Consider the following 19,082-nt stretch of genomic DNA (forward strand, 5'->3'; position numbering starts at 1 on the left):
GCCCCCGGTCACCGAAAGCGGTGGCAGAGGACACCCCCCGCACGTAGCGTGAACGCATGATCGAGCTCGAAGGTCTCACCAAGCACTTCGGCACGAAGGTCGCCGTCGACCATCTGTCCTTTCAGGTCCGGCCGGGTGTGGTGACCGGCTTCCTCGGGCCCAACGGCGCGGGCAAGTCGACGACGATGCGCATGATGCTCGATCTGGACAACCCCACGAGCGGGACCGTCCGGATCGACGGCAAGCACTACCGGGACCTTCAGGAGCCGCTCAAGTACATCGGCGCACTGCTGGACGCCAAGGCGATGCACGGCGGCCGCAGCGCCTACAACAATCTGCTCTGCCTCGCCCAGGCGAACCGGATCCCGGAGAGCCGGGTGGCCGAGGTTCTCGACGTGGTCGGGCTGACGCCGGTGGCGAGGCAGAAGTCCAAGGGATTTTCGCTCGGTATGAGCCAGCGGCTGGGAATCGCCTACGCGCTGCTGGGCGATCCGGAGATCCTGATGTTCGACGAGCCGGTCAACGGGCTGGATCCCGAAGGAATTCACTGGATCCGCAATCTTATGAAGACCCTCGCCGCCGAAGGCCGGACGATCTTCGTTTCCTCGCATCTGATGAGCGAAATGGCCCTCACCGCCGATCACTTGATCGTGATCGGGCAGGGCAAGCTGCTGGCCGATACCTCGATGGCTGATTTCATTCATCAGAACTCGCGCAGTTATGTACGGCTCCGCTCGCCGCAGCGGGAGCGGCTGCGCGACATACTCCACGAATCGGGCCTGACGGCCATCGAGGCGGGCAACGGGACGCTGGAGATCGACGGCGCCACCACCGAGCAGCTCGGCGAGCTGGCCGCGCAGCACCGGATCGTGCTGCATGAACTGAGCTCCCAGCGCGCCTCGCTGGAGGAGGCGTTCATGCAGATGACGGCAGGCGCGGTGGAGTACCACGCACACTCCACCGCCGGTCACGGCCCCCAGTGGGCCCCGCGCAACGAGGGAGCCTGACCCATGGCCTCGGTACCCGCCGTCCTCCGGTCCGAGTGGACCAAGATCCGCACGGTCGCCTCCACCACATGGACGCTCGTGAGCGCCTTCGTCGTGACGGTCGCCGTCGGCGGACTGCTCTGCGCGCTGCTGGCCTCGACCTTCGACGATCTTCCGGCCGCCGAGCAGGCCACGTTCGACCCGACGCTCATCAGCTTCTCCGGGATGGTGCTCGGCCAGCTGGCGATGGTCGTCTTCGGCGTCCTCGTCGTCGGTACGGAATACAGCAGCGGAATGATCCGGACCTCGCTCGCCGCCGTCCCGCAGCGCGCCACGTTCCTCTTCGGCAAGATCCTGGTGGCCGGGGTACTGGCGCTGGTGGTGGGGATGGCGACGAGCTTCCTCAGCTTCTTCCTCGGCCAGGCACTGCTCGGCGACCACCGCACCTCGATCACCGAGGAGAACGTGCTGCGTGCGGTGATCGGCGGCGGCCTCTACATGGGCCTCATCGCGGTCTTCTCGATGGGTGTCGCGGCGATGCTGCGCAGTTCGATCCTGTCGCTCGGCATCCTGATGCCGTTCTTCTTCCTGGTCTCCCAGATCCTGTCGGCGGTGCCGTACGCGAAGGACGTCGCCCGCTACTTCCCGGACCAGGCCGGTTCGAAGATCATGCAGGTGGTCCCGGAGGCGATGAACAGCGAACCGGCTCCCTACGGCCCGTGGGGCGGGCTCGGGATCATGCTGATCTGGGTCGCGGCGGCACTGCTGGGCGGCTTCCTGGTCCTCAAGGAGCGGGACGCATGACGGGTCGCGCGTCGATGTGACGGACTTCCGGGGCTTGGCCGGAACCGTCAAGGCCTGGATATCCTCCTAACTCTTACGGGGGGCCTGTGGCCATGTCCGGTCCGTGCCCCGATGACCTGAACTGTCGATGGGGCTGGACAATGATCGAGGCAGTCGGCCTGACGAAGCGCTACGGCGCCAAGACGGCCGTGTACAACCTTTCCTTCCAGGTACGGCCCGGAGCCGTCACCGGCTTCCTCGGGCCCAACGGCTCCGGCAAGTCGACGACCATGCGCATGATCCTCGGACTGGACCAGCCGACTTCCGGCCATGTCACGATCGGCGGCTACCCCTTCCAGAAGCTGCCCAACGCACCCCGACAGGTCGGCGCACTGCTCGACGCCAAGGCCGTGCACGGCGGCCGGAGCGCACGGAACCATCTGCTCTCCCTCGCCCAGCTGTCCGGCATTCCAGCCCGCCGGGTCGACGAGGTCCTCGGCGTGGTCGGTCTGCAGGACGTCGCCAAGCGGCGTTCCAAGGGCTTCTCGCTGGGCATGGGGCAGCGGCTCGGCATCGCGGCCGCGCTGCTCGGCGACCCGCAGGTGCTGCTCTTCGACGAGCCGGTGAACGGTCTCGACCCCGAGGGCATCCTCTGGGTGCGCAATCTGATGAAGCAGCTGGCCGCCGAGGGCCGTACCGTTTTCGTCTCCTCGCACCTGATGAGCGAAATGGCCCTCACCGCCGACCACTTGATCGTGATCGGGCGCGGTCAGCTGCTCGCGGACATGAGCGTCAAGGACTTCATCTCGCACAACTCGGCGGACTTCGCGCGGGTGCGTACGCCGCAGACCGAGCCGCAGCAGCGGGAGAAGCTGACCACCGTCCTCACCGAGGCCGGCGGGCAGGTCATGCCCGAGCCGGACGGGGCCCTGCGGGTGACCGGTCTGGCGCTGCCGGCGATCAGTGATCTGGCGCACGACGCCGATGTGCGGCTGTGGGAGCTGTCGCCGCACCAGGCCTCCCTGGAGGAGGCGTACATGCGGATGACGCAGGGCGCCGTCGACTACCGCTCGACGGAGGACCAGAAGGCCGGTCTGATGCAGCAGCAGCCGATGGGGTACGTGCCGCCGCAGCCGGTCGTCCCCGAGGTGCCGCAGCAGGGCTGGTACGCCCCGCCGCCGCCCGGACAGAACCCGTACGCGACTCCCCCGGCCCCGGCCGCTCCCCCGGGCGGCGCACCGGTCGCTCCCCCGGCCGCCGCCGCTCCCGCCCCCGCAGACCTGACCAAGAGCAACAACGAGGACGCCCGATGACGACCCCGTACCAGCAGCAGGGCGCGTACCCGCAGGGCACGTACAGCTCCCCGATTCCCGTGCGGGCGGCGCACCTCGGTGATGCGCTCGCCTCCGAGTGGACGAAGATCCGGTCGGTCCGGTCCACCATGTGGACGCTCGGCGTGATGATCGTGCTGATGGTGGCCATCGGCCTGCTCTCCGCCTTCGCCGTGGCCTCCTCCGACGCCGAGCTGGGCGAGGAGTCCGTTCTCGGCCTCGGCTTCTTCGGCGTACTGCTCGGCTCGATCTGTGTGATCACGCTCGGCGTGCTGACCATCGCGTCCGAGTACGGCACCGGAATGATCCGTACGACCCTGACCGCGTGCCCGAGCCGCGCCCGGGTGCTGACCGCGAAGGCGATCGTCTTCTTCGGGCTGGTCTTCGTGATCACGACGGTGACCGCCGGCATCGTCGGCGCCCTGCAGACCTCGATCGTGGACGGCGGCGTCACCACCGGCGAGGACTGGTTCCACGCGACGGTCGGCATCGGTCTCTACGTCGCCCTGCTCGGCCTGCTGTCGCTCGCCGTCGGCGCACTGATCCGGCACTCGGCGGGCGCCATCACCATCATGATCGGTCTGGTGCTGCTGCCGCTGGTGCTGGCGCTGTTCATGTTCTCGCCGTCGCTGGGGGAGGTGCGGGAAGCGCTCCTCGAGTACTCGATCCCGAGCCAGCTGGGCGTGCTCTACAGCACTCCGGTGACCGAGTCCGGCCCGACCGGCTGGGATCCGCTGTGGATCATGCTGGCGGCCACGGCCGTCGCGATGACCGGAGCGTTCCTCTCCCTCGCCAAACGCGACGTATGAGCGTCTGAGCCTGTTCGGTACTCAGTGCCGAGGTGCGTTACGGGACCGCTGCACCCGCGTGGTGCGGCGGTCCTTCGCGTTCCAGCACGCCTTGTGCCAGTGCCGCCGGTCGTCCACGCCGCCGTACTCCGGCCAGGCCACCACATGCGGCGTCCCGGAGGGGATCTCCTGGTCGCAGCCGGGGCAGCGGTACCGCTTGCCGACGGTGTTCGCCCCGGCGACATGGCGTACGGACCACTCCTCGCCCTGCCAGCTCTCGGTCCGCTGCACCCCGCCGTAACGGTCGCCCGCCTCGCCTGCGGGGTCGGACGGCTTCTCGCCGCCGCGAGGGCGGTTTCGGCGCGGGGACACGTGACACCTCGCTGAGCACTGGGCAGACCGGACAGTTCCCTTCCAGCCTACGGTCCGCCGCTGTGGGTACACGTCCTGCACGGCGCCGGACCGGGCCACCCACAGGGGCCAGTTACCGGAAAATCGCAACAATTTCACGAGTGGCCGTGCCTTTGGCACGTGTCAGACGTTGTTGCCTGTGTGGGGGGAGTGCCGCGTCGGCCGCAAGGAGGCAAAAGGCGATGCGCGTTGGAGCTTTTGTACTGGCCGCCCAGTTCCCGGGCCAGGGCCAAGGGGAGGCACTGCACCGGGCGGTGCGGTCCGCGGAGGCCGCGGAGGCGGCCGGTCTCGACTCGGTCTGGCTCGCCGAGCACCACTTCGTGCCGTACGGGGTGTGCCCGTCGGCGGTGACTCTGGCCGCGCTGCTGCTCGGCCGCACGGAGCGGATCCGGGTGGGCACGGCCGTGAGTGTGCTGCCCACCGCCCACCCCGTCGCACTCGGCGAGCAGGCGGCGCTGCTGCACCTCACCTCCGGGGGGCGGTTCTCCCTCGGTGTGGGCCGTGGCGGACCCTGGGTCGATCTGGAGGTCTTCGGATCCGGTCTCGCGGCGTACGAGAAGGGCTTCCCCGAATCGCTGGATCTGCTGCTGCGTTGGCTGCGCGACCCCCGTGTCTCGGCCGAGGGGGAACGATTCACTTTCCGTGAAGTCCCCGTCGTACCACGGCCGGACGAGCTGCTCTGCGGCAACGGCGAAGGTCCCGGGGATCCGGACGGTCCCGAGGGTCCGGAGGTGGTCGTGGCGTGCACCTCGCCCGCGAGCGTGCGGCTGGCGGCCGAGCGCGGACTGCCCATGCTCCTCGGGATGCACTGCGGCGACGAGGAGAAGGCGGAGATGGTCGCCCTGTGGCGCAGGCACGCCCTCGCCGCGGGCCGGGCGCCGGAGACGGTCGCGCGCGCGGGCCATGTGTCGGCCGGTGTCGCGCAGATCGCGGACAGTCGTGCGGCGGCGGAGGAGACTCTGGTCAAGGCCATGCCCGGATGGCTCAAGCAGGGGCTGGACGCCCATGTCACGGTCGACGGCAGGCAGCGCTCGATGCGCGATCCCGTGGCGTACACGGAGCTGTTGTGCGGGCTGCATCCGGTGGGCCCGCCGCGGCTGGCGGCCGACCGGCTCGCCGCGACCTCGGAGCGCACCGGCATCACGCGCTTCGCCCTGCTGGCCGAGGGCTCCGGCGATCTGGCGGCCACGGAGGAGAACGTGCAGCGGCTGGGTTCCGACGTGCTGCCGCTGCTCCGCTGAGCGGGCGGGGTGAGCTTGCGGGCCGCACTTCCGTCCGGCCCGCACTCCTCCACCGGCCCGTCGTCCGGAAGATGCTGCCGCTCCGGCGTGCATGAAGCCTCCCGCGGTGCGGAGCGGCAGCAAAGGCATCAGCAGTCGCGCAGTTCGGGCGACTGGTTGAGCAGCTGGGCCCTTACGGAAGTGAAGCGGGCGAGCCGCTCGTCCACCGAGGGGTCCAGTGGGAACACCGCGACGCGGTGGCAGTTCTGGAAAGCGAGTCGTACTCCGAAGTGCCGCTGCAGCGCACCCCGGATGGCGTCACTCGCGAGCGCGCGCAACAGCTGACCGCGTGCCTGCTCGTCCGGCGGCGGCGTCTGGTTGTCGGCGAACTGACCGCCGTCCACCTTCAGCTGGGCCACCAGAGAACTGACCATCTCCCATGCATAGGGCAGGGAGGTCCGGACGCAGTCGACGAATGCAGCTTCGTCGACCTCGCCTCGCTCGGCCTGTTCCAACAGCGCCGGTGAGACGTCGAGCGACATGGGTTCTCCTCTCGCGACCCCGATGAACGAGGTCTTACGGGCAGGGAAGGAGGCGACGGCGCACGACTGAGTACGCCGCTCCCGACGACGCAGCGTGCACGACCGGCGACCTCCTGCTTCCACGTTAGGGGCGCTGTCTGGTCCGCACCAGGAGAATGGGAACACAACCGGCCAATTACGAAGGGGACAAGAGGGGCGAGCCGGAGGGTCCAGGCCAGGGGCGGCGTTGGGCGAAGGTCCGCGAATCGCGCGGGCGGGGCCCGGTCGAGTAGCGTTGCGCACCATGCGTCTCGTCATCGCCCGCTGCTCCGTGGACTACGCCGGCCGGCTCACCGCCCACCTGCCCACCGCCCCCCGTCTGATCCTGGTCAAGGCAGACGGCAGTGTCTCCATCCACGCGGACGACCGGGCGTACAAACCGCTCAACTGGATGTCGCCTCCGTGCACGCTGAAGGAGGGCGACGACAGCGTGTGGACGGTCGTCAACAAAGCAGGCGAGAAACTGATCATCACCATGGAGGAGATCCTCCATGACTCGTCGCACGAGCTGGGTGTGGACCCGGGCCTCATCAAGGACGGCGTGGAAGCGCATCTCCAGGAGCTCCTCGCGGACCGGATCGAGACACTCGGCGAGGGCTACAGTCTGATCCGCCGCGAGTACCCCACGGCCATCGGCCCGGTCGACATCCTGTGCCGGGACTCCGACGGGGCGACGGTGGCGGTGGAGATCAAGCGGCGTGGCGAGATCGACGGTGTCGAGCAGCTCACCCGCTATCTGGAGCTGCTGAACCGCGACCCGCATCTGGCCCCGGTCCGCGGCGTCTTCGCGGCACAGGAGATCAAGCCCCAGGCCCGCGTCCTGGCGACGGACCGCGGCATCGGGTGCGTGGTGCTGGACTACGACGCCCTGCGCGGCATCGAGGACGACAAGCTGCGCCTGTTCTGAGGCTGTCCGAGGGGGCGTGTGCGGGGCCGGCGCCCCCACACACCCCCATCAGGACGTCAAAACCGTCAGGACCGTCAGGACGCCGAGCCGCTCGGCTGCGCCTGGCTGCTGCTGGGGCTGGTGCCACCCGTGGTGTCGCCGCTGTCCGTACCGCCGCTGTCCGTACCGCTGGTGGTCGTACCGCTGCTGTCCGTGCCGGTCGACGTCGTGCCGCCGTCCGTGCTGCCGCCCGTCGTGGGAGAGCTGCTGCCACCCGTGGTCGGGGACGAACTGCCCCCCGTGGTGGGTGAACTGCTGCCGCCCGTCGTCGGCGAGGAACTTCCGCCCGTCGTCGGCGTGCTGCTGCCGCCCGTCGTGGGAGAGCTGGTGCCGCCCGTGCTCGGCGACGAGCTGCCGCCGGTGGTGGTCGGCGAGGAACTTCCGCCGCCGGTCGTGGACGTGCCACCGGTCGTCGAACCCGTCGTGCCCGATCCCCCGCCGGTGGTCGACGGTTCGCCACCCGGCGTCGACGGGTCGCCCGCAGAACTGCTCTCGCCCGGCTGGGCGGTGCCGGGCGTGCCCGACGTGGAGCCGCCGGTCGTGCCGTCGGGGCGGCGGGTGGAGTCGTCCGCCGGTTCGTCCGCGTTGAGGCCGTCGCCTCCGTCGTCCTCGTTCGCCGACTGTTCGTTGGTGACGCGGTCCGCGGGATCCTCGTTGCCGGAGGTCGCCCCCAGCGTCACCACCGTGCCGAGGACGGCGGCCAGCAGCGCACCCGCGCCGGCCGCGACCAGGTTGCGGCGGGTGCCGGTGAGAATCGTGCGGCGGGCACGCTCGGCCAGGGACGGCGACGGGGTCTCCTGACGGGTGACCAGCGTCTCGGCCGTTTGCAGGGCGGCCGGGACGCCCCTGGGCGGGGACGCCGACTCCTCGTGGCGCGCGGCCGGGACTTCCTCGCCCGCCGGGGTGCGCCCCCCGGGCACGTGGCCGCCCGCGCGGTCGGCCACGAGGGCGAGCGCCCGCCGGCCGGCGACCGTACCGCTCTTGTCGGCGAGCGCGCCGCGCATGCCGATGGACGCCTCCAGTTCGGCGCGGGCCCGGTCCAGGTTCCCGGCGCACAGCGCGAGCACGCCCAGCTCATGGTGGAAGTACGCCTCTTCGGCGACCTCACCGGAGATCCTGGCCGCCTCCTGGCCGGTCCGCAGCGTGCGCTCCCAGGCGCCCCAGTGCAGTCCGGCGGCGAACGCGGGCGCGGCGCTGCGGGCGAGCAGCACGGCGGCGCTGGAGTGTCCTGCCTCGTCGCCCGGCACCAGCGCGCTCATCGCCGCGAGGATCGCGTCGGCCTCGGTCGCCGCCCGCTCGGGCGCCACCGAGGGGTGGCCGGCCCACCAGGCGTAGTGCTGGGCGGCGGTGTGGGCGCGGGCCACGGCGCCCTCGCCGTAGCCGATGGCTTCCAGCTGGGCCGCGACGCCCGCCGCCAGCCGGTAGCGGGAACCGACGGGGGTGAGCAGGGCGCAGCTGGTCAGTTCGCCGAGTGCGGCGTCCGCGTGGGTGTCCCCGACGAGGGCGGGCAGATGCGCCTGGTGCGGGACCTCGCCGCCGAGCGCGACGGCGAACCGGAGGGTGTCACGGGCCGATTCGCTGAGCCGGGAGGCGAGCAGCGCGGCGGGCGCGGCGCCCTCGCCCAGCGTCGGCAGCGGTACGTCATGGCCGTCGGCGAACACGTTGTCCGCGGCGTCTTCGTCGTCGTCCGGTCCGTCGGGCACGGCGCGGAGCGCGTCGCGCTGCCGCAGCAGTGCGCCCGCCTGGACGAAGCGCAGCGGCAGACCCTCCGACTCGAACCAGAGGTCCCCCGCCCAGTTCGCCTCGTCGTCGGTGAGCGACCGGTCCACGGCCTGCTCCAGCAGCTCCAGGGCGGCGCTGCGGCTGAGCCCGGAGAGGAACACCTCTTCGAGGTGGGAGTCGGCCGAGGGTGCCGCGACGTCGGGTGTCGCGGCGAGCAGGAAGGCGCACTCGGGGGTGGCGTCGAGGAGCTCGTCCAGCGCGCTGCCGCCGGACTCCAGGTCGTCGAGGACGACCACGGCACCGATGTCACGGACGAACTCGAGCAGTCCGGCCCGGTCGGGGCGGTGCAGCGGCGCGCTGTGAACGGCGGCGAAGAGTTCGTACAGCAGCTCGGTCGGCGTGCGGTGGTAGCCGGAGAGGCGGACGACTCCGTCGGGTGCGAGGTCCGCGCAGTCTGCGGCGACGGCGTCGAGCAGGGCCGTGCGCCCGGAGCCCGCGGGCCCGGTGAGCCGGACCGACCGGCCGCGTCCCAGCAGCCGTACCAGCCGCTCGCGTTCCTCGTGGCGCTCGAGCAGCGGCAGCGGGGGCGCAGCGGGGCCGGGCGGCACCGGCGGCTGGGCGGCACGCCGACGCTCCTCGCGCACCTCGGCACTGTGCCGGACCGGTCGGGCCGGCTGTTCCCCGGGCCGGCAGGGCTCTATCTCACTGCCGTCGACGGGGTTTACGGTGAGCAGGAAGTCACCGGAGACGAGCCGGACGGTGCGGGCGAGCGCGGGTGTCTTCTGCCCGAAGTCGGGAGTCACCGCGTCGCGCTGCGGTCGCTGCGCGCTGCCGTCGTCGTCGAGGCGGTTGTTGTCGTGGCCGTACTCTTCCGGCCCCCGGTTCATCGGGTCCATGGTCAAAGCCCCCCAGATGGCGTCTCGTGCGGAAGCCCCTCCCGGCCTGTCTGCACGCTCCGCTGTCGCGTCTGGTCCGGTGCCCGCCGTGATGGGTCTGTGAATCGGCAGGCGACCGAACCCTAGACCTTCGCTCAGTATCCGGGAACAGTCGGGGTGCCGGGCCGCCCAGGACATCACGGTCTCGTGAGGATTGTGCGCCCTGCCCGGTCAGACCCGAGGCAGGGACTCTGCGGCGATTCCGCCCTCGATGGCCAGGATTCGGTGGAGCCGGGTAGCCACCAGGAGGCGCTGCATCTGGGGCGGTACGCCGCGCAGGACGAGCCGCCGGCCGCAGCGGCCGGCCCGTCGGTGCGCCCCCATGATGACCCCGAGTCCGGTGGCGTCCCAGGAGTCCAGATCGGTCAGGTCGAGCACCAGGTCGCCGACTCCGTCGTCGACGGCCGAGTGCAGGACCGTACGGGCGTCCGCCGCGCTGCGGACGTCGAGGCGGCCCTCGACGACCAGCCCGGCGTGGTCGCCCCTGATGTACATATGCGCTCCCCGAGAGTGCTTTCTCCGTCAGGTCTGTCTGCTCTGTCTGCGTCCGACTGCTGGTCCTGCTGGTCCTGCTGGTCCTGCTGGTCCTGCTGGTCCTGCGTGGTTCCACTGCGGTTCTGTCGCGTACTTCTTTTGCAACAACTGACTGCCGTACGGACAGAGAAGTTGCCGCCTGTAAGCGAACCGATACCGAATTCACCCTGAGGGGTGATGATGCGCAGGCTCGTGCGGTCGGTGCGCGGTCAGTGCTTGTAGAAGCCCTGCCCGCTCTTGCGGCCGATGTCACCGGCGTCAACCATCCGGCGCATCAGCTCCGGCGGTGCGAACTTCTCGTCCTGCGACTCGGTGTAGATGTTGCTGGTGGCGTGCAGCAGGATGTCGACACCCGTCAGGTCGGCGGTGGCGAGGGGGCCCATGGCGTGGCCGAAGCCGAGCTTGCAGGCGATGTCGATGTCCTCGGCGGTCGCGACGCCCGATTCGTACAGCTTGGCGGCCTCGACGATGAGCGCCGAGATCAGGCGGGTGGTGACGAAGCCCGCGACGTCACGGTTGACGACGATGCAGGTCTTGCCGACGGACTCGGCGAACTCGCGGGTGGTGGCGAGGGTTTCGTCGCTGGTCTTGTAGCCGCGGACGAGCTCGCACAGCTGCATCATCGGGACGGGCGAGAAGAAGTGCGCGCCGACGACGCGCTCCGGACGCTCCGTCACGGCCGCGATCTTCGTGATCGGGATGGCGGAGGTGTTGGAGGCGAGCACCGCCTCGTCCCGCACGAGCTTGTCGAGGGCGCGGAAGATCTCGTGCTTGACCTCGAGCTTCTCGAAGACGGCCTCGACGACGATGTCCGCGTCGGCGACGGCGTCGAGGTCGGTGGTCGTGGTGATGCGTGCCAAGGCCGCCTCGGCATCGGCTGCTTCGAGCTTGCCCTTGGCGACGAACTTCTCGTACGAGGCCTTGATGCCGTCGGTGCCGCGGGTCAGGGCCGCGTCGGTGACGTCACGCAGCACGACGTCCCAGCCCGCCTGGGCGGAGACCTGCGCGATGCCGGACCCCATGAGTCCGGCCCCGATGACGGCGAGCTTCCTGGCCACTGCTGCACCCCTTAACACACGTTTACATGTCGTATCCCTGCCGGAGGTTATCGGTCGTGAGCGGCCCTGTGGCGGCGAAGAGATGCGCGTCACGTCTCAGATGACGGACATCACACCGGTACGGGCCGTCATGTGAGCCGTGCCGCATAGCCGAGGACCCGCTCGCTGAGCAGATCCTCCATGTCGTCGATGAGAACGAGCACCTCGCGGGAGACCTCGACGGGCCGGCGACCGGCCATCATCTCCCGGCCGATGGCGCCCATGACGGTCTCGTACACCCAGTTGATCTGTCCGGCCATCAGGGCGGGCATCACGTCGCCGGGGGCGGCGTCCGTCTCCTCGCGCAGGGCCTGCGCCAGCCGGTCGACGATCTCCCGCTGGAAGGTCAGGACACGGGACTGGAGGGAGGGGGCGCCGTGGATGACGCGGAGGAAGCGCTCGTACCCGTCCAGCAGTCCGACCGACGGCGAGACCGCCTCCACCTCGGCACGGAGTTCGCGCAGCACGGCCGCGGCCGCCGACTCGCCCGCGTCCCGCGCGCGGACCCAGCGCGCGAGCCGGTCGACGAGGGCGGTCTCGCGGTCGAAGAAGAGGTCCTCCTTGGCGGGGAAGTAGTTGTAGACGGTGTTGACGGAGACGTCCGCGGCTTCCGCGATCTCCGCGATCGTCACCGTGTCGAAGCCGCGCTCCATGAACAGACCCGTGGCCACGTCCGAGATGTGCTGCCTGGTCCGGCGCTTCTTCCGCTCCCTGAGTCCCTCAGCCATGGGTTCATCGTAGCCCTCGTTGGGCTTTCTTAATTTTTGGAGTCATTGCAAATTTTCAGTGCCTCTGTTTTTCTTGGAGGCATGGCAGTCATCACGACCTCCGGCCTGGCCCGGACGTTCACCACGAAGAGCGGACCCGTCGACGCGGTCCGCGGCATCGACCTCACCGCCGAGCGAGGCGAGATCCTCGGCTTCCTCGGACCGAACGGCGCGGGCAAGACCACGACCCTGCGCATGCTCACCACGCTCCTGCCGCCCACCGGCGGCACCGCCACCATCGCGGGCCGCGACCTCACGACGGACCCCGCGGGCGTGCGCGAGAAGATCGGGTACGTAGCCCAGTCCGGCGGCGTCGATCCGGCCGTGACGGTGCGCGAAGAGCTCGTGACCCAGGCGCGGTTCTACCGCTTCTCCCGGGCCGAGGCGGCCGCCCGCGCCGAGCAGTTGGCCCGCGACCTGGACCTCACCGGTCTCCTCGACCGGCCGTGCGCCGCGCTCTCCGGCGGCCAGCGGCGCCGGCTCGACATCGCCATGGCGCTCACCCACCGGCCCGAGGTGCTCTTCCTCGACGAACCGACGACCGGCCTCGACCCGGGCAGCCGCGCCGATCTGTGGCAGCTGGTGCGCCGGCTGCGCGACGAGCACGGCACCACCGTCTTCCTCACCACGCACTACCTCGACGAGGCGGACGAGCTGTCCGACCGGATCGTCGTCGTCGACAAGGGCTCCGTCGTCGCCACGGGCACCCCGGCCGCGCTGAAGGAGCGGCACGCGGGGTCGGTGGACGCCTCGCTCCAGGACGCCTTCCTCGCCATCACCGGACGCGGTCCCGCGCCGGTGGACACCACCCCCGTCGCCGTCTAGGAGCCCCCTGTGCTGATGCACGACACCGCGCTGGTCTTCGGCCGGTACGCCCGCCAGACACTGCGCTCCACGTTCCAGATGCTCTTCGGCGTGCTGATGCCGCTGCTGTATCTGCTCTTCTTCGGGCCGCTGCTCACCGGTCTGCCGCTCGGCTCGCAGGGCGACTCCTGGCAGGTGCTGGTGCCGGGACTGCTGCTGCAGCTGGTGCTGTTCGGCGCGTCGTTCGCCGGGTTCGGCATCATCGTCGAGAAGCAGACGGGCGTCGTCGAACGGATGCGGGTCACCCCGGTCAGCCGGCCGGCGCTGCTGCTGGGACGGGTGCTGCGCGATGCCGCGGTCCTCGTCCTCCAGTCCGTGCTGCTGGTGCTGGCCGCGGCGGTGCTGGGACTGCGGGCGCCGCTCGGCGGCATCCTCATCGGTTTCGCCTTCGTCGGCGCACTGACGATCGGGCTCGCGTCGCTCTCGTACGCGATGGCGATGAGGGTCGCCACACCGCAGGAGTTCGGGCCGCTCATCAACGCGGTGACCATGCCGTCGATGCTGCTGTCCGGGCTGATGCTGCCGATGGCGCTGGCGCCGGTCTGGCTGGACGTCCTCTCGCACTTCATGCCGTACCGCTACCTGGTGGACGCGGTACGGGCCGGGTATGTCGGCGACTACGGCGGTACGGCGATGCTGTACGGAGTCCTGGCCGCCGTCGGCTTCGCGGCGCTCGGCGTGACCGCGGGGACACGGGTCTTCCGGAAGGCCGGCGCGTGATGGAGCGGGCACATAACTAGGCTGGCCACATGGTCAATCTGACGCGCATCTACACGCGCACCGGCGACAAGGGCACCACGGCGCTCGGCGACATGAGCCGCACCGCCAAGACCGACCTGCGGATCTCGGCGTATGCCGACGCCAACGAGGCCAACGCGGTCATCGGTACGGCCGTCGCGCTCGGGCAGCTGCCGGAGGAGGTCGTGAAGGTCCTCGTCCGGATCCAGAACGATCTCTTCGACGTGGGCGCGGATCTGTCCACACCGGTCGTCGAGAACCCGGAGTACCCGCCGCTGCGGGTGGAGCAGTCGTACATCGACAAGCTGGAGGCGGACTGCGACCGCTTCCTGGAGGACCTGGAGAAGCTCCGCTCCTTCATCCTCCCGGGCGGCACGCCGGGCGCGGCGCTGCTGCACCAGGCGTGCACGGTCGTCCGTCGCGCGGAGCGCTCCACATGGGCGGCGCTGGAGGTGCACGGCGAGACGATGAACGCGCTGACGGCGACGTATCTCAACCGGCTGTCGGACCTGCTGTTCATTCTCGCGAGGATCGCGAACAAGGAGGTCGGCGACGTGCTCTGGGTGCCGGGCGGCGAGCGCTGAGACGGCCGCGGCAACACCCCCCTGCCGGGGGTCCGGGGGTCACCCCCGGGAGACACAGCATTCTCGCGAGGATCGCGAACAAGGAGGTCGGCGACGTGCTCTGGGTGCCGGGCGGCGAACGCTAGCGCTCCACGCGGACCGGTTCGCGGTCCGGCTTCGCGGGCGCCGGTGCCTTCTTCGGCCAGATCGCGTACGTGAGCGCGACCAGGCCGTGGATGCCCGCCGTCCGCCACGCCGTGTACATCCAGCTCTCCAGCGCACCGGTCCGGCTCGCGTCGCCCACGTACCAGATCGCGATCTGCAGCAGCGCGGTCGCGACGGCCGCCGCGGCCAGCGTGCCCAGCCAGATCCTCCCCTCGTGGCGGGCCCGGGCCGTCCCGTACCGCGGCGGCTTCGGCGGCGGCGGGGCCCCGCCGAGGCGGTGCGCCGCATGCCCGTCGAGCCACTTCACCGTGCGGTGGCCGTGGCCGACGGTGTAGCCGATGTAGAGCGCGGCCACACCGTGCACCCCGCTCGGGTCGGCGCCGTTCTTGAGATCGACCGCGGTCGCGACCAGCAGCACGACCTCCAGCAGCGGCTCGCACAGCAGCAGCGCGGCGCCCGTCCGCGGCATCCTCAGCAGATAGCGCACGGCCAGTCCGGCGGCCAGCAGTACCCAGAAACCGATCTCGCAGATCACGATCAGCGTGACGATCACGGCGTCTCTCCCTTCGTCCTGTTCTTCGTCCCGATCCAGAATCGCCGCCGGGGAGCGCGGGATCGTCGTCGTGAGTGACGAACCGTGACTGCATCGTTCGATGTATCCCGGGCTCAGCCCGGACGGTGAGGACCGGAGCCCCCGGCTCCGTGTTTGATGGAGCGGTGACGTTCCCCCGCCCCCACCGCCAAGACGCCTTCTTCGCAGCCGCCGGACTCGCCGGCGGCGTACTGCTGTGGTCGCTCGGGCTGCACACCACCACGGGCGTCCGCCCGCTCTCCGCGTCCTGGGTGACGCTGGTGCCGCTGGTCGTGATGGCCTGCATGGAGCTGCTGCGGCGGACCATGCCGCAGACGGCGCTGGTCGTGGGCACGCTCGCGGTTGTGGTGGACCAGCTCACGAAGGGCAACATGGCGACGGTCCTGATGTTCACGGACCTCGTGTACGCCGCCGTCGTGTACGGCACGCCCGCCTCCGCCCGCCGTATCCCGTACGTGACGGGACTGGTCACGGTCGCGGCGACGGTCGGGTTCCTCGCATGGTTCCGGGAGCCCGCCGCGCTGCTGATCGGGATGGTCGCCGGGCTGGTGTCGTTCGCGCCCGCCACCACCGGCGCGCTCGTCCGCAACCACCGCGAGGCCGCCGACGCGGCACGGCTGAGGGCCGAGCAGACCGCACTGCTCGCCGAGATGGACCGCAGGCAGGCGGTCATCGCCGAGCGCGCCCGGATGGCCCGCGAGCTGCACGACATGGTCGCCAACCATCTGTCGGCGATCGCCATCCACTCCACCGCCGCGCTCTCCCTCGACAAGCCGTCGACCACCCGGCAGGCGCTCACGGTCATCCGGGAGAACAGCGTGGAGGGCCTCGCGGAGATGCGCCGGCTGATCGGGCTGCTCCGGGACAGCAGCAGCGGTGACGCCGAGCCGGCCACCGCGCCGACGCTCGCCGGCCTCGACGCGCTGATCGCGCAGGCCCGTACCAACGGCGGGGCGAGCGGGCTGACCTTCACGCTGGACGACGCCCGGGAGGAGGGCGTCGCACTGCCCGCGCCGGTTGAGCTCGCGGCGTACCGGATCGTGCAGGAGTCGCTGACGAACGCGTTGAAGCACGCCGATCCGGGTGAGGTCGCGGTGAGTCTCGCGGGCGCGGCGGGGAACGCGCTGACGGTGTCGGTGACGAGCCCGTACGGCAGCCGGCCGGGGCCTCGCGCTCCGGGTTCCGGCGCCGGGCTGGTGGGCATGCGGGAACGGATCGCACTGCTGGACGGGGAGTTCGCGGCGGGGCCGGAGCCGGGTCCGCTCGCCGGACCGGCGAAGATCTGGCGGGTGCGGGCAGTGCTGCCCATGGTGGACGACAAGGAGCCCTCGGCATGAGCGGTGTGATCCGTGTACTGGTCGCGGAGGACCAGAGCGCCGTGCGGGCCGGACTGGTCCTCATCCTGGGCAGTGCCCCCGGCATCGAGGTGGTCGGGGAGGCCCCGGACGGCGAGGAGGCGGTGCGCCTGGCCCGGGAGCTGCGCCCGGATCTGGTCCTCATGGATGTGCAGATGCCCCGTCTGGACGGGGTTTCCGCGACCCGGCAGGTGGTCGCGGAGGGCCTCTGCGACGTCCTCGTGCTGACCACCTTCGACCTCGACGAGTACGTCTTCGGCGCGCTGCGCGCCGGGGCCGCGGGCTTTCTGCTGAAGAACGCGGACGCGAAGGAGCTGATCGAGGCGGTGCGGACGGTCGCACGCGGCGAGGGGCTGATCGCCCCGGCCGTCACCCGCAGGCTGATCGCGGAGTTCGCGGCACCGAAGCCCGTACGGTCCGCGAACGCGCCGGACCCCACTGTGCTCGACGCCCTGACACGTCGTGAGCGCGAGGTGCTGTCGTGTCTGGGTCAAGGGCTGTCGAACGCCGAGATCGCGGTGCGGCTGCAGATGGCGGAGGCGACCGTGAAGACACATGTGAGCCGGCTGCTGGGGAAGCTGGAGCTGCGCAGCAGGGTGCAAGCGGCCGTCCTGGCCCAGGAGTTGGGGATCTGAGGAACCACGGGCGCACCCTCGTTCGACTTTGGTCTGGACCTATTGACGATTGGTCCAGACCTTCCTACTCTCACCGCACGGCACGCCGCGGTGAGCCCCGCGGAGTGCGCTGCACGGACCGACCCCCGATTTGTCCGTCCGCAACTCGAGGAGCACCCCTTGAGCACGAGTACCCCCCGCACCAGAAGCAGACTCAGATCCAGAGCGACGGCGGGACTCACCGCCCTGCTCCTCCCCCTGGCCGCGATGGTCGGCCTCGCCACCCCCGCCGAGGCGGCCACCTCCGCGACGGCGACCTACGCCAAGGTCCAGGACTGGGGCACCGGCTTCGAGGGCAAGTGGACGGTGAAGAACACCGGCACCACCTCGATCGCCTCCTGGACCGTCGAGTGGGACTTCCCCTCCGGCACGTCCGTCACCTCCGCCTGGGACGCCGACGTCACCAGCTCCGGCACCCACTGGACCGCCAAGAACAAGAGCTGGAACGGCACCCTCGCCCCCGGCGCCTCCGTGTCCTTCGGCTTCAACGGTGCGGGCCCCGGCTCCCCGAGCAACTGCAAGCTCAACGGCGGCTCCTGCGACGGCGGCACCATTCCCGGCGACAACCCGCCGTCCGCCCCCGGCACCCCGTCCGCGAGCAACATCACCGACACCTCGGTGACGCTGAGCTGGACCGCGGCCACCGACGACAAGGGCATCAAGAACTACGACGTGCTCCGCGACGGTACGAAGGTCGCGACGGTCACCGGTCTCACGTACACCAACACCGGGCTGACCGCCGGCACGGACTACTCGTACACCGTCCAGGCCCGTGACACCGCCGACCAGACGGGCCCGGTCAGCGGCGCCCGCGCCGTCCGCACCACCGGCGGCGGAGGCGGCGGCGGAGGCGGAAAGGTCAAGCTGGGCTACTTCACCGAGTGGGGCATCTACGGCCGCAACTACCACGTGAAGAACCTGGTGACCTCCGGCTCCGCGTCGAAGATCACCCACATCAACTACGCCTTCGGCAACGTACAGAACGGTCAGTGCACGATCGGCGACGCCTATGCGGACTACGACAAGGCGTACACCGCCGACCAGTCCGTCGACGGAGTCGCCGACACCTGGGACGCCGGAGCCCTCCGCGGCAACTTCAACCAGCTGCGCAAGCTGAAGAAGGCGTACCCGAACATCAAGGTGCTCTGGTCCTTCGGCGGCTGGACCTGGTCCGGCGGCTTCCCGCAGGCCGCGGCGAACCCCACCGCCTTCGCCGACTCCTGCTACCGCCTGGTGGAGGACCCTCGCTGGGCCGACGTCTTCGACGGCGTCGACCTGGACTGGGAGTACCCGAACGCCTGCGGTCTGTCCTGCGACACCAGCGGACCTGCCGCCTTCAAGAACCTGATGCAGGCCATGCGCGCCAGGTTCGGTACGAACAACCTGGTCACGGCCGCCATCACGGCGGACGCGAGCAGCGGCGGCAAGATCGACGCGGCCGACTACGCGGGCGCGGCCCAGTACACCGACTGGTACAACGTGATGACGTACGACTTCTTCGGCGCCTGGGCGGCGCAGGGCCCGACGGCTCCGCACTCCCCGCTCACGTCGTACACCGGCATCCCGCAGGCCGGCTTCAACTCCGCCGAGGCGATCGCCAAGCTCAAGGCGAAGGGCGTCCCGGCGGCGAAGCTGCTGCTCGGCATCGGCTTCTACGGCCGCGGCTGGACGGGCGTGACCCAGTCGGCACCAGGCGGCACGGCGACCGGCCCGGCCCCCGGCACCTATGAGCAGGGCATCGAGGACTACAAGGTCCTCAAGAACTCCTGCCCGGCCAATGGCACGGTCGCGGGTACGGCGTACGCACACTGCGGCTCGAACTGGTGGAGCTACGACACCCCGTCGACCATCGGCGGAAAGATGAGCTGGGCGAAGAACCAGAGTCTGGGAGGCGCGTTCTTCTGGGAGTTCAGCGGCGACACCGCGAACGGTGAGCTGGTGAGCGCGATCAACAGCGGCCTGGGATAACACCCACCGGCCGGGTACGGCAGCGGGGGCGATGAGGGGGGCCGCCGGGTGGAGTGCGCCGG

General features: G+C 70.4%; 19 protein-coding genes and 1 pseudogene. 13 read left to right on the forward strand and 7 right to left on the reverse strand.

The window, feature by feature from the left end; translation table 11 throughout:
* The first annotated feature begins 56 nt into the window (after positions 1 to 56).
* The 4 genes from ACWGI8_RS19055 (at position 57) to ACWGI8_RS19070 (ending at position 3,909) form a co-directional block, all read left to right on the forward strand.
* The gene (locus ACWGI8_RS19055; RefSeq protein WP_453662312.1) at positions 57 to 1,007 is read left to right on the forward strand and encodes an ABC transporter ATP-binding protein; all 951 of its coding nucleotides are present in this window, start codon (positions 57 to 59) and stop codon (positions 1,005 to 1,007) included.
* Positions 1,008 to 1,010: 3 nt separating this feature from the next.
* The gene (locus tag ACWGI8_RS19060) at positions 1,011 to 1,790 is read left to right on the forward strand and encodes an ABC transporter permease (protein ID WP_453662313.1); all 780 of its coding nucleotides are present in this window, start codon (positions 1,011 to 1,013) and stop codon (positions 1,788 to 1,790) included.
* A gap of 140 nt (positions 1,791 to 1,930) precedes the next feature.
* Positions 1,931 to 3,082 (forward strand): ABC transporter ATP-binding protein, encoded by a 1,152-nt coding sequence (locus ACWGI8_RS19065; protein ID WP_453662314.1) that lies wholly within the window; start codon positions 1,931 to 1,933, stop codon positions 3,080 to 3,082.
* Positions 3,079 to 3,909 carry an ABC transporter permease subunit gene (locus ACWGI8_RS19070; RefSeq protein WP_453662316.1) on the forward strand — a complete coding sequence of 277 codons (831 nt, stop codon included), beginning with the start codon at positions 3,079 to 3,081 and terminating at the stop codon, positions 3,907 to 3,909. The genes ACWGI8_RS19065 and ACWGI8_RS19070 overlap by 4 nt, the downstream gene beginning before the upstream one ends.
* A gap of 21 nt (positions 3,910 to 3,930) precedes the next feature.
* Here ACWGI8_RS19070 and ACWGI8_RS19075 read toward each other — a convergent pair whose 3' ends face one another.
* Entirely contained in the window at positions 3,931 to 4,260 is a 330-nt protein-coding gene (locus ACWGI8_RS19075) for an ATP/GTP-binding protein (protein WP_453662318.1), read from the reverse strand.
* A gap of 221 nt (positions 4,261 to 4,481) precedes the next feature.
* Here ACWGI8_RS19075 and ACWGI8_RS19080 point away from each other — a divergent pair, with 221 nt between their 5' ends.
* Entirely contained in the window at positions 4,482 to 5,540 is a 1,059-nt protein-coding gene (locus ACWGI8_RS19080) for an LLM class flavin-dependent oxidoreductase (protein WP_453662320.1), read from the forward strand.
* Positions 5,541 to 5,668: 128 nt separating this feature from the next.
* On the opposite strand, the gene ACWGI8_RS19085 is transcribed toward ACWGI8_RS19080, so the two are convergent.
* The gene (locus ACWGI8_RS19085) at positions 5,669 to 6,061 is read right to left on the reverse strand and encodes an SCO5389 family protein (RefSeq protein ID WP_453662322.1); all 393 of its coding nucleotides are present in this window, start codon (positions 6,059 to 6,061) and stop codon (positions 5,669 to 5,671) included.
* A gap of 283 nt (positions 6,062 to 6,344) precedes the next feature.
* Between ACWGI8_RS19085 and nucS the strand changes: the two genes are divergently transcribed.
* Positions 6,345 to 7,007, forward strand: coding sequence for an endonuclease NucS (gene nucS / locus ACWGI8_RS19090; RefSeq protein WP_453662324.1), 663 nt, complete (start codon positions 6,345 to 6,347; stop codon positions 7,005 to 7,007).
* A gap of 74 nt (positions 7,008 to 7,081) precedes the next feature.
* Here the strand turns inward: nucS and ACWGI8_RS19095 are convergent, their stop codons facing one another.
* From ACWGI8_RS19095 to ACWGI8_RS19110, 4 genes are all read right to left on the reverse strand, one after another.
* Positions 7,082 to 9,664 carry an ATP-binding protein gene (locus ACWGI8_RS19095; RefSeq protein WP_453662325.1) on the reverse strand — a complete coding sequence of 861 codons (2,583 nt, stop codon included), beginning with the start codon at positions 9,662 to 9,664 and terminating at the stop codon, positions 7,082 to 7,084.
* Between the two features lie 210 nt (positions 9,665 to 9,874).
* Complete coding sequence (locus ACWGI8_RS19100) at positions 9,875 to 10,198, reverse strand: STAS domain-containing protein (RefSeq protein ID WP_453662327.1); 324 nt, start codon at positions 10,196 to 10,198, stop codon at positions 9,875 to 9,877.
* A gap of 248 nt (positions 10,199 to 10,446) precedes the next feature.
* A complete protein-coding gene (locus tag ACWGI8_RS19105; RefSeq protein ID WP_453662329.1) occupies positions 10,447 to 11,295 on the reverse strand; it encodes a 3-hydroxyacyl-CoA dehydrogenase family protein in 849 nt (282 codons plus the stop codon).
* A gap of 128 nt (positions 11,296 to 11,423) precedes the next feature.
* On the reverse strand, positions 11,424 to 12,062 hold the full coding sequence (locus tag ACWGI8_RS19110) for a TetR/AcrR family transcriptional regulator (RefSeq protein ID WP_453662331.1): 639 nt from the start codon (positions 12,060 to 12,062) through the stop codon (positions 11,424 to 11,426).
* An 81-nt stretch (positions 12,063 to 12,143) separates the two neighbouring features.
* Between ACWGI8_RS19110 and ACWGI8_RS19115 the strand changes: the two genes are divergently transcribed.
* The 4 genes and pseudogenes from ACWGI8_RS19115 to ACWGI8_RS19130 form a co-directional block, all read left to right on the forward strand.
* Positions 12,144 to 12,926, forward strand: a complete 783-nt coding sequence (locus ACWGI8_RS19115) for an ABC transporter ATP-binding protein (RefSeq protein ID WP_453662333.1) — start codon at positions 12,144 to 12,146, stop codon at positions 12,924 to 12,926.
* A gap of 9 nt (positions 12,927 to 12,935) precedes the next feature.
* Positions 12,936 to 13,685, forward strand: coding sequence for an ABC transporter permease (locus ACWGI8_RS19120; protein WP_453662335.1), 750 nt, complete (start codon positions 12,936 to 12,938; stop codon positions 13,683 to 13,685).
* A gap of 29 nt (positions 13,686 to 13,714) precedes the next feature.
* Complete coding sequence (locus tag ACWGI8_RS19125) at positions 13,715 to 14,287, forward strand: cob(I)yrinic acid a,c-diamide adenosyltransferase (protein WP_453662337.1); 573 nt, start codon at positions 13,715 to 13,717, stop codon at positions 14,285 to 14,287.
* Between the two features lie 59 nt (positions 14,288 to 14,346).
* Positions 14,347 to 14,412, forward strand: a pseudogene (locus ACWGI8_RS19130) (cob(I)yrinic acid a,c-diamide adenosyltransferase); the annotation flags it as partial.
* Here the strand turns inward: ACWGI8_RS19130 and ACWGI8_RS19135 are convergent.
* On the reverse strand, positions 14,409 to 14,984 hold the full coding sequence (locus ACWGI8_RS19135; protein WP_453662339.1) for a hypothetical protein: 576 nt from the start codon (positions 14,982 to 14,984) through the stop codon (positions 14,409 to 14,411). The pseudogene ACWGI8_RS19130 and the gene ACWGI8_RS19135 overlap by 4 nt on opposite strands.
* Positions 14,985 to 15,148: 164 nt before the next feature.
* Here ACWGI8_RS19135 and ACWGI8_RS19140 point away from each other — a divergent pair, with 164 nt between their 5' ends.
* The 3 genes from ACWGI8_RS19140 (at position 15,149) to ACWGI8_RS19150 (ending at position 19,020) form a co-directional block, all read left to right on the forward strand.
* A complete protein-coding gene (locus ACWGI8_RS19140) occupies positions 15,149 to 16,360 on the forward strand; it encodes a sensor histidine kinase (protein WP_453662340.1) in 1,212 nt (403 codons plus the stop codon).
* Positions 16,357 to 17,013, forward strand: coding sequence for a response regulator (locus ACWGI8_RS19145; protein WP_453662341.1), 657 nt, complete (start codon positions 16,357 to 16,359; stop codon positions 17,011 to 17,013). Before ACWGI8_RS19140 ends, ACWGI8_RS19145 begins: the two co-directional genes overlap by 4 nt.
* A gap of 159 nt (positions 17,014 to 17,172) precedes the next feature.
* Positions 17,173 to 19,020: a glycosyl hydrolase family 18 protein gene (locus tag ACWGI8_RS19150; RefSeq protein WP_453662343.1), complete on the forward strand. Its 1,848-nt coding sequence runs from the start codon at positions 17,173 to 17,175 to the stop codon at positions 19,018 to 19,020.
* Positions 19,021 to 19,082 lie beyond the last annotated feature (62 nt).

This window comes from Streptomyces sp. NPDC054841, from assembly GCF_053611045.1.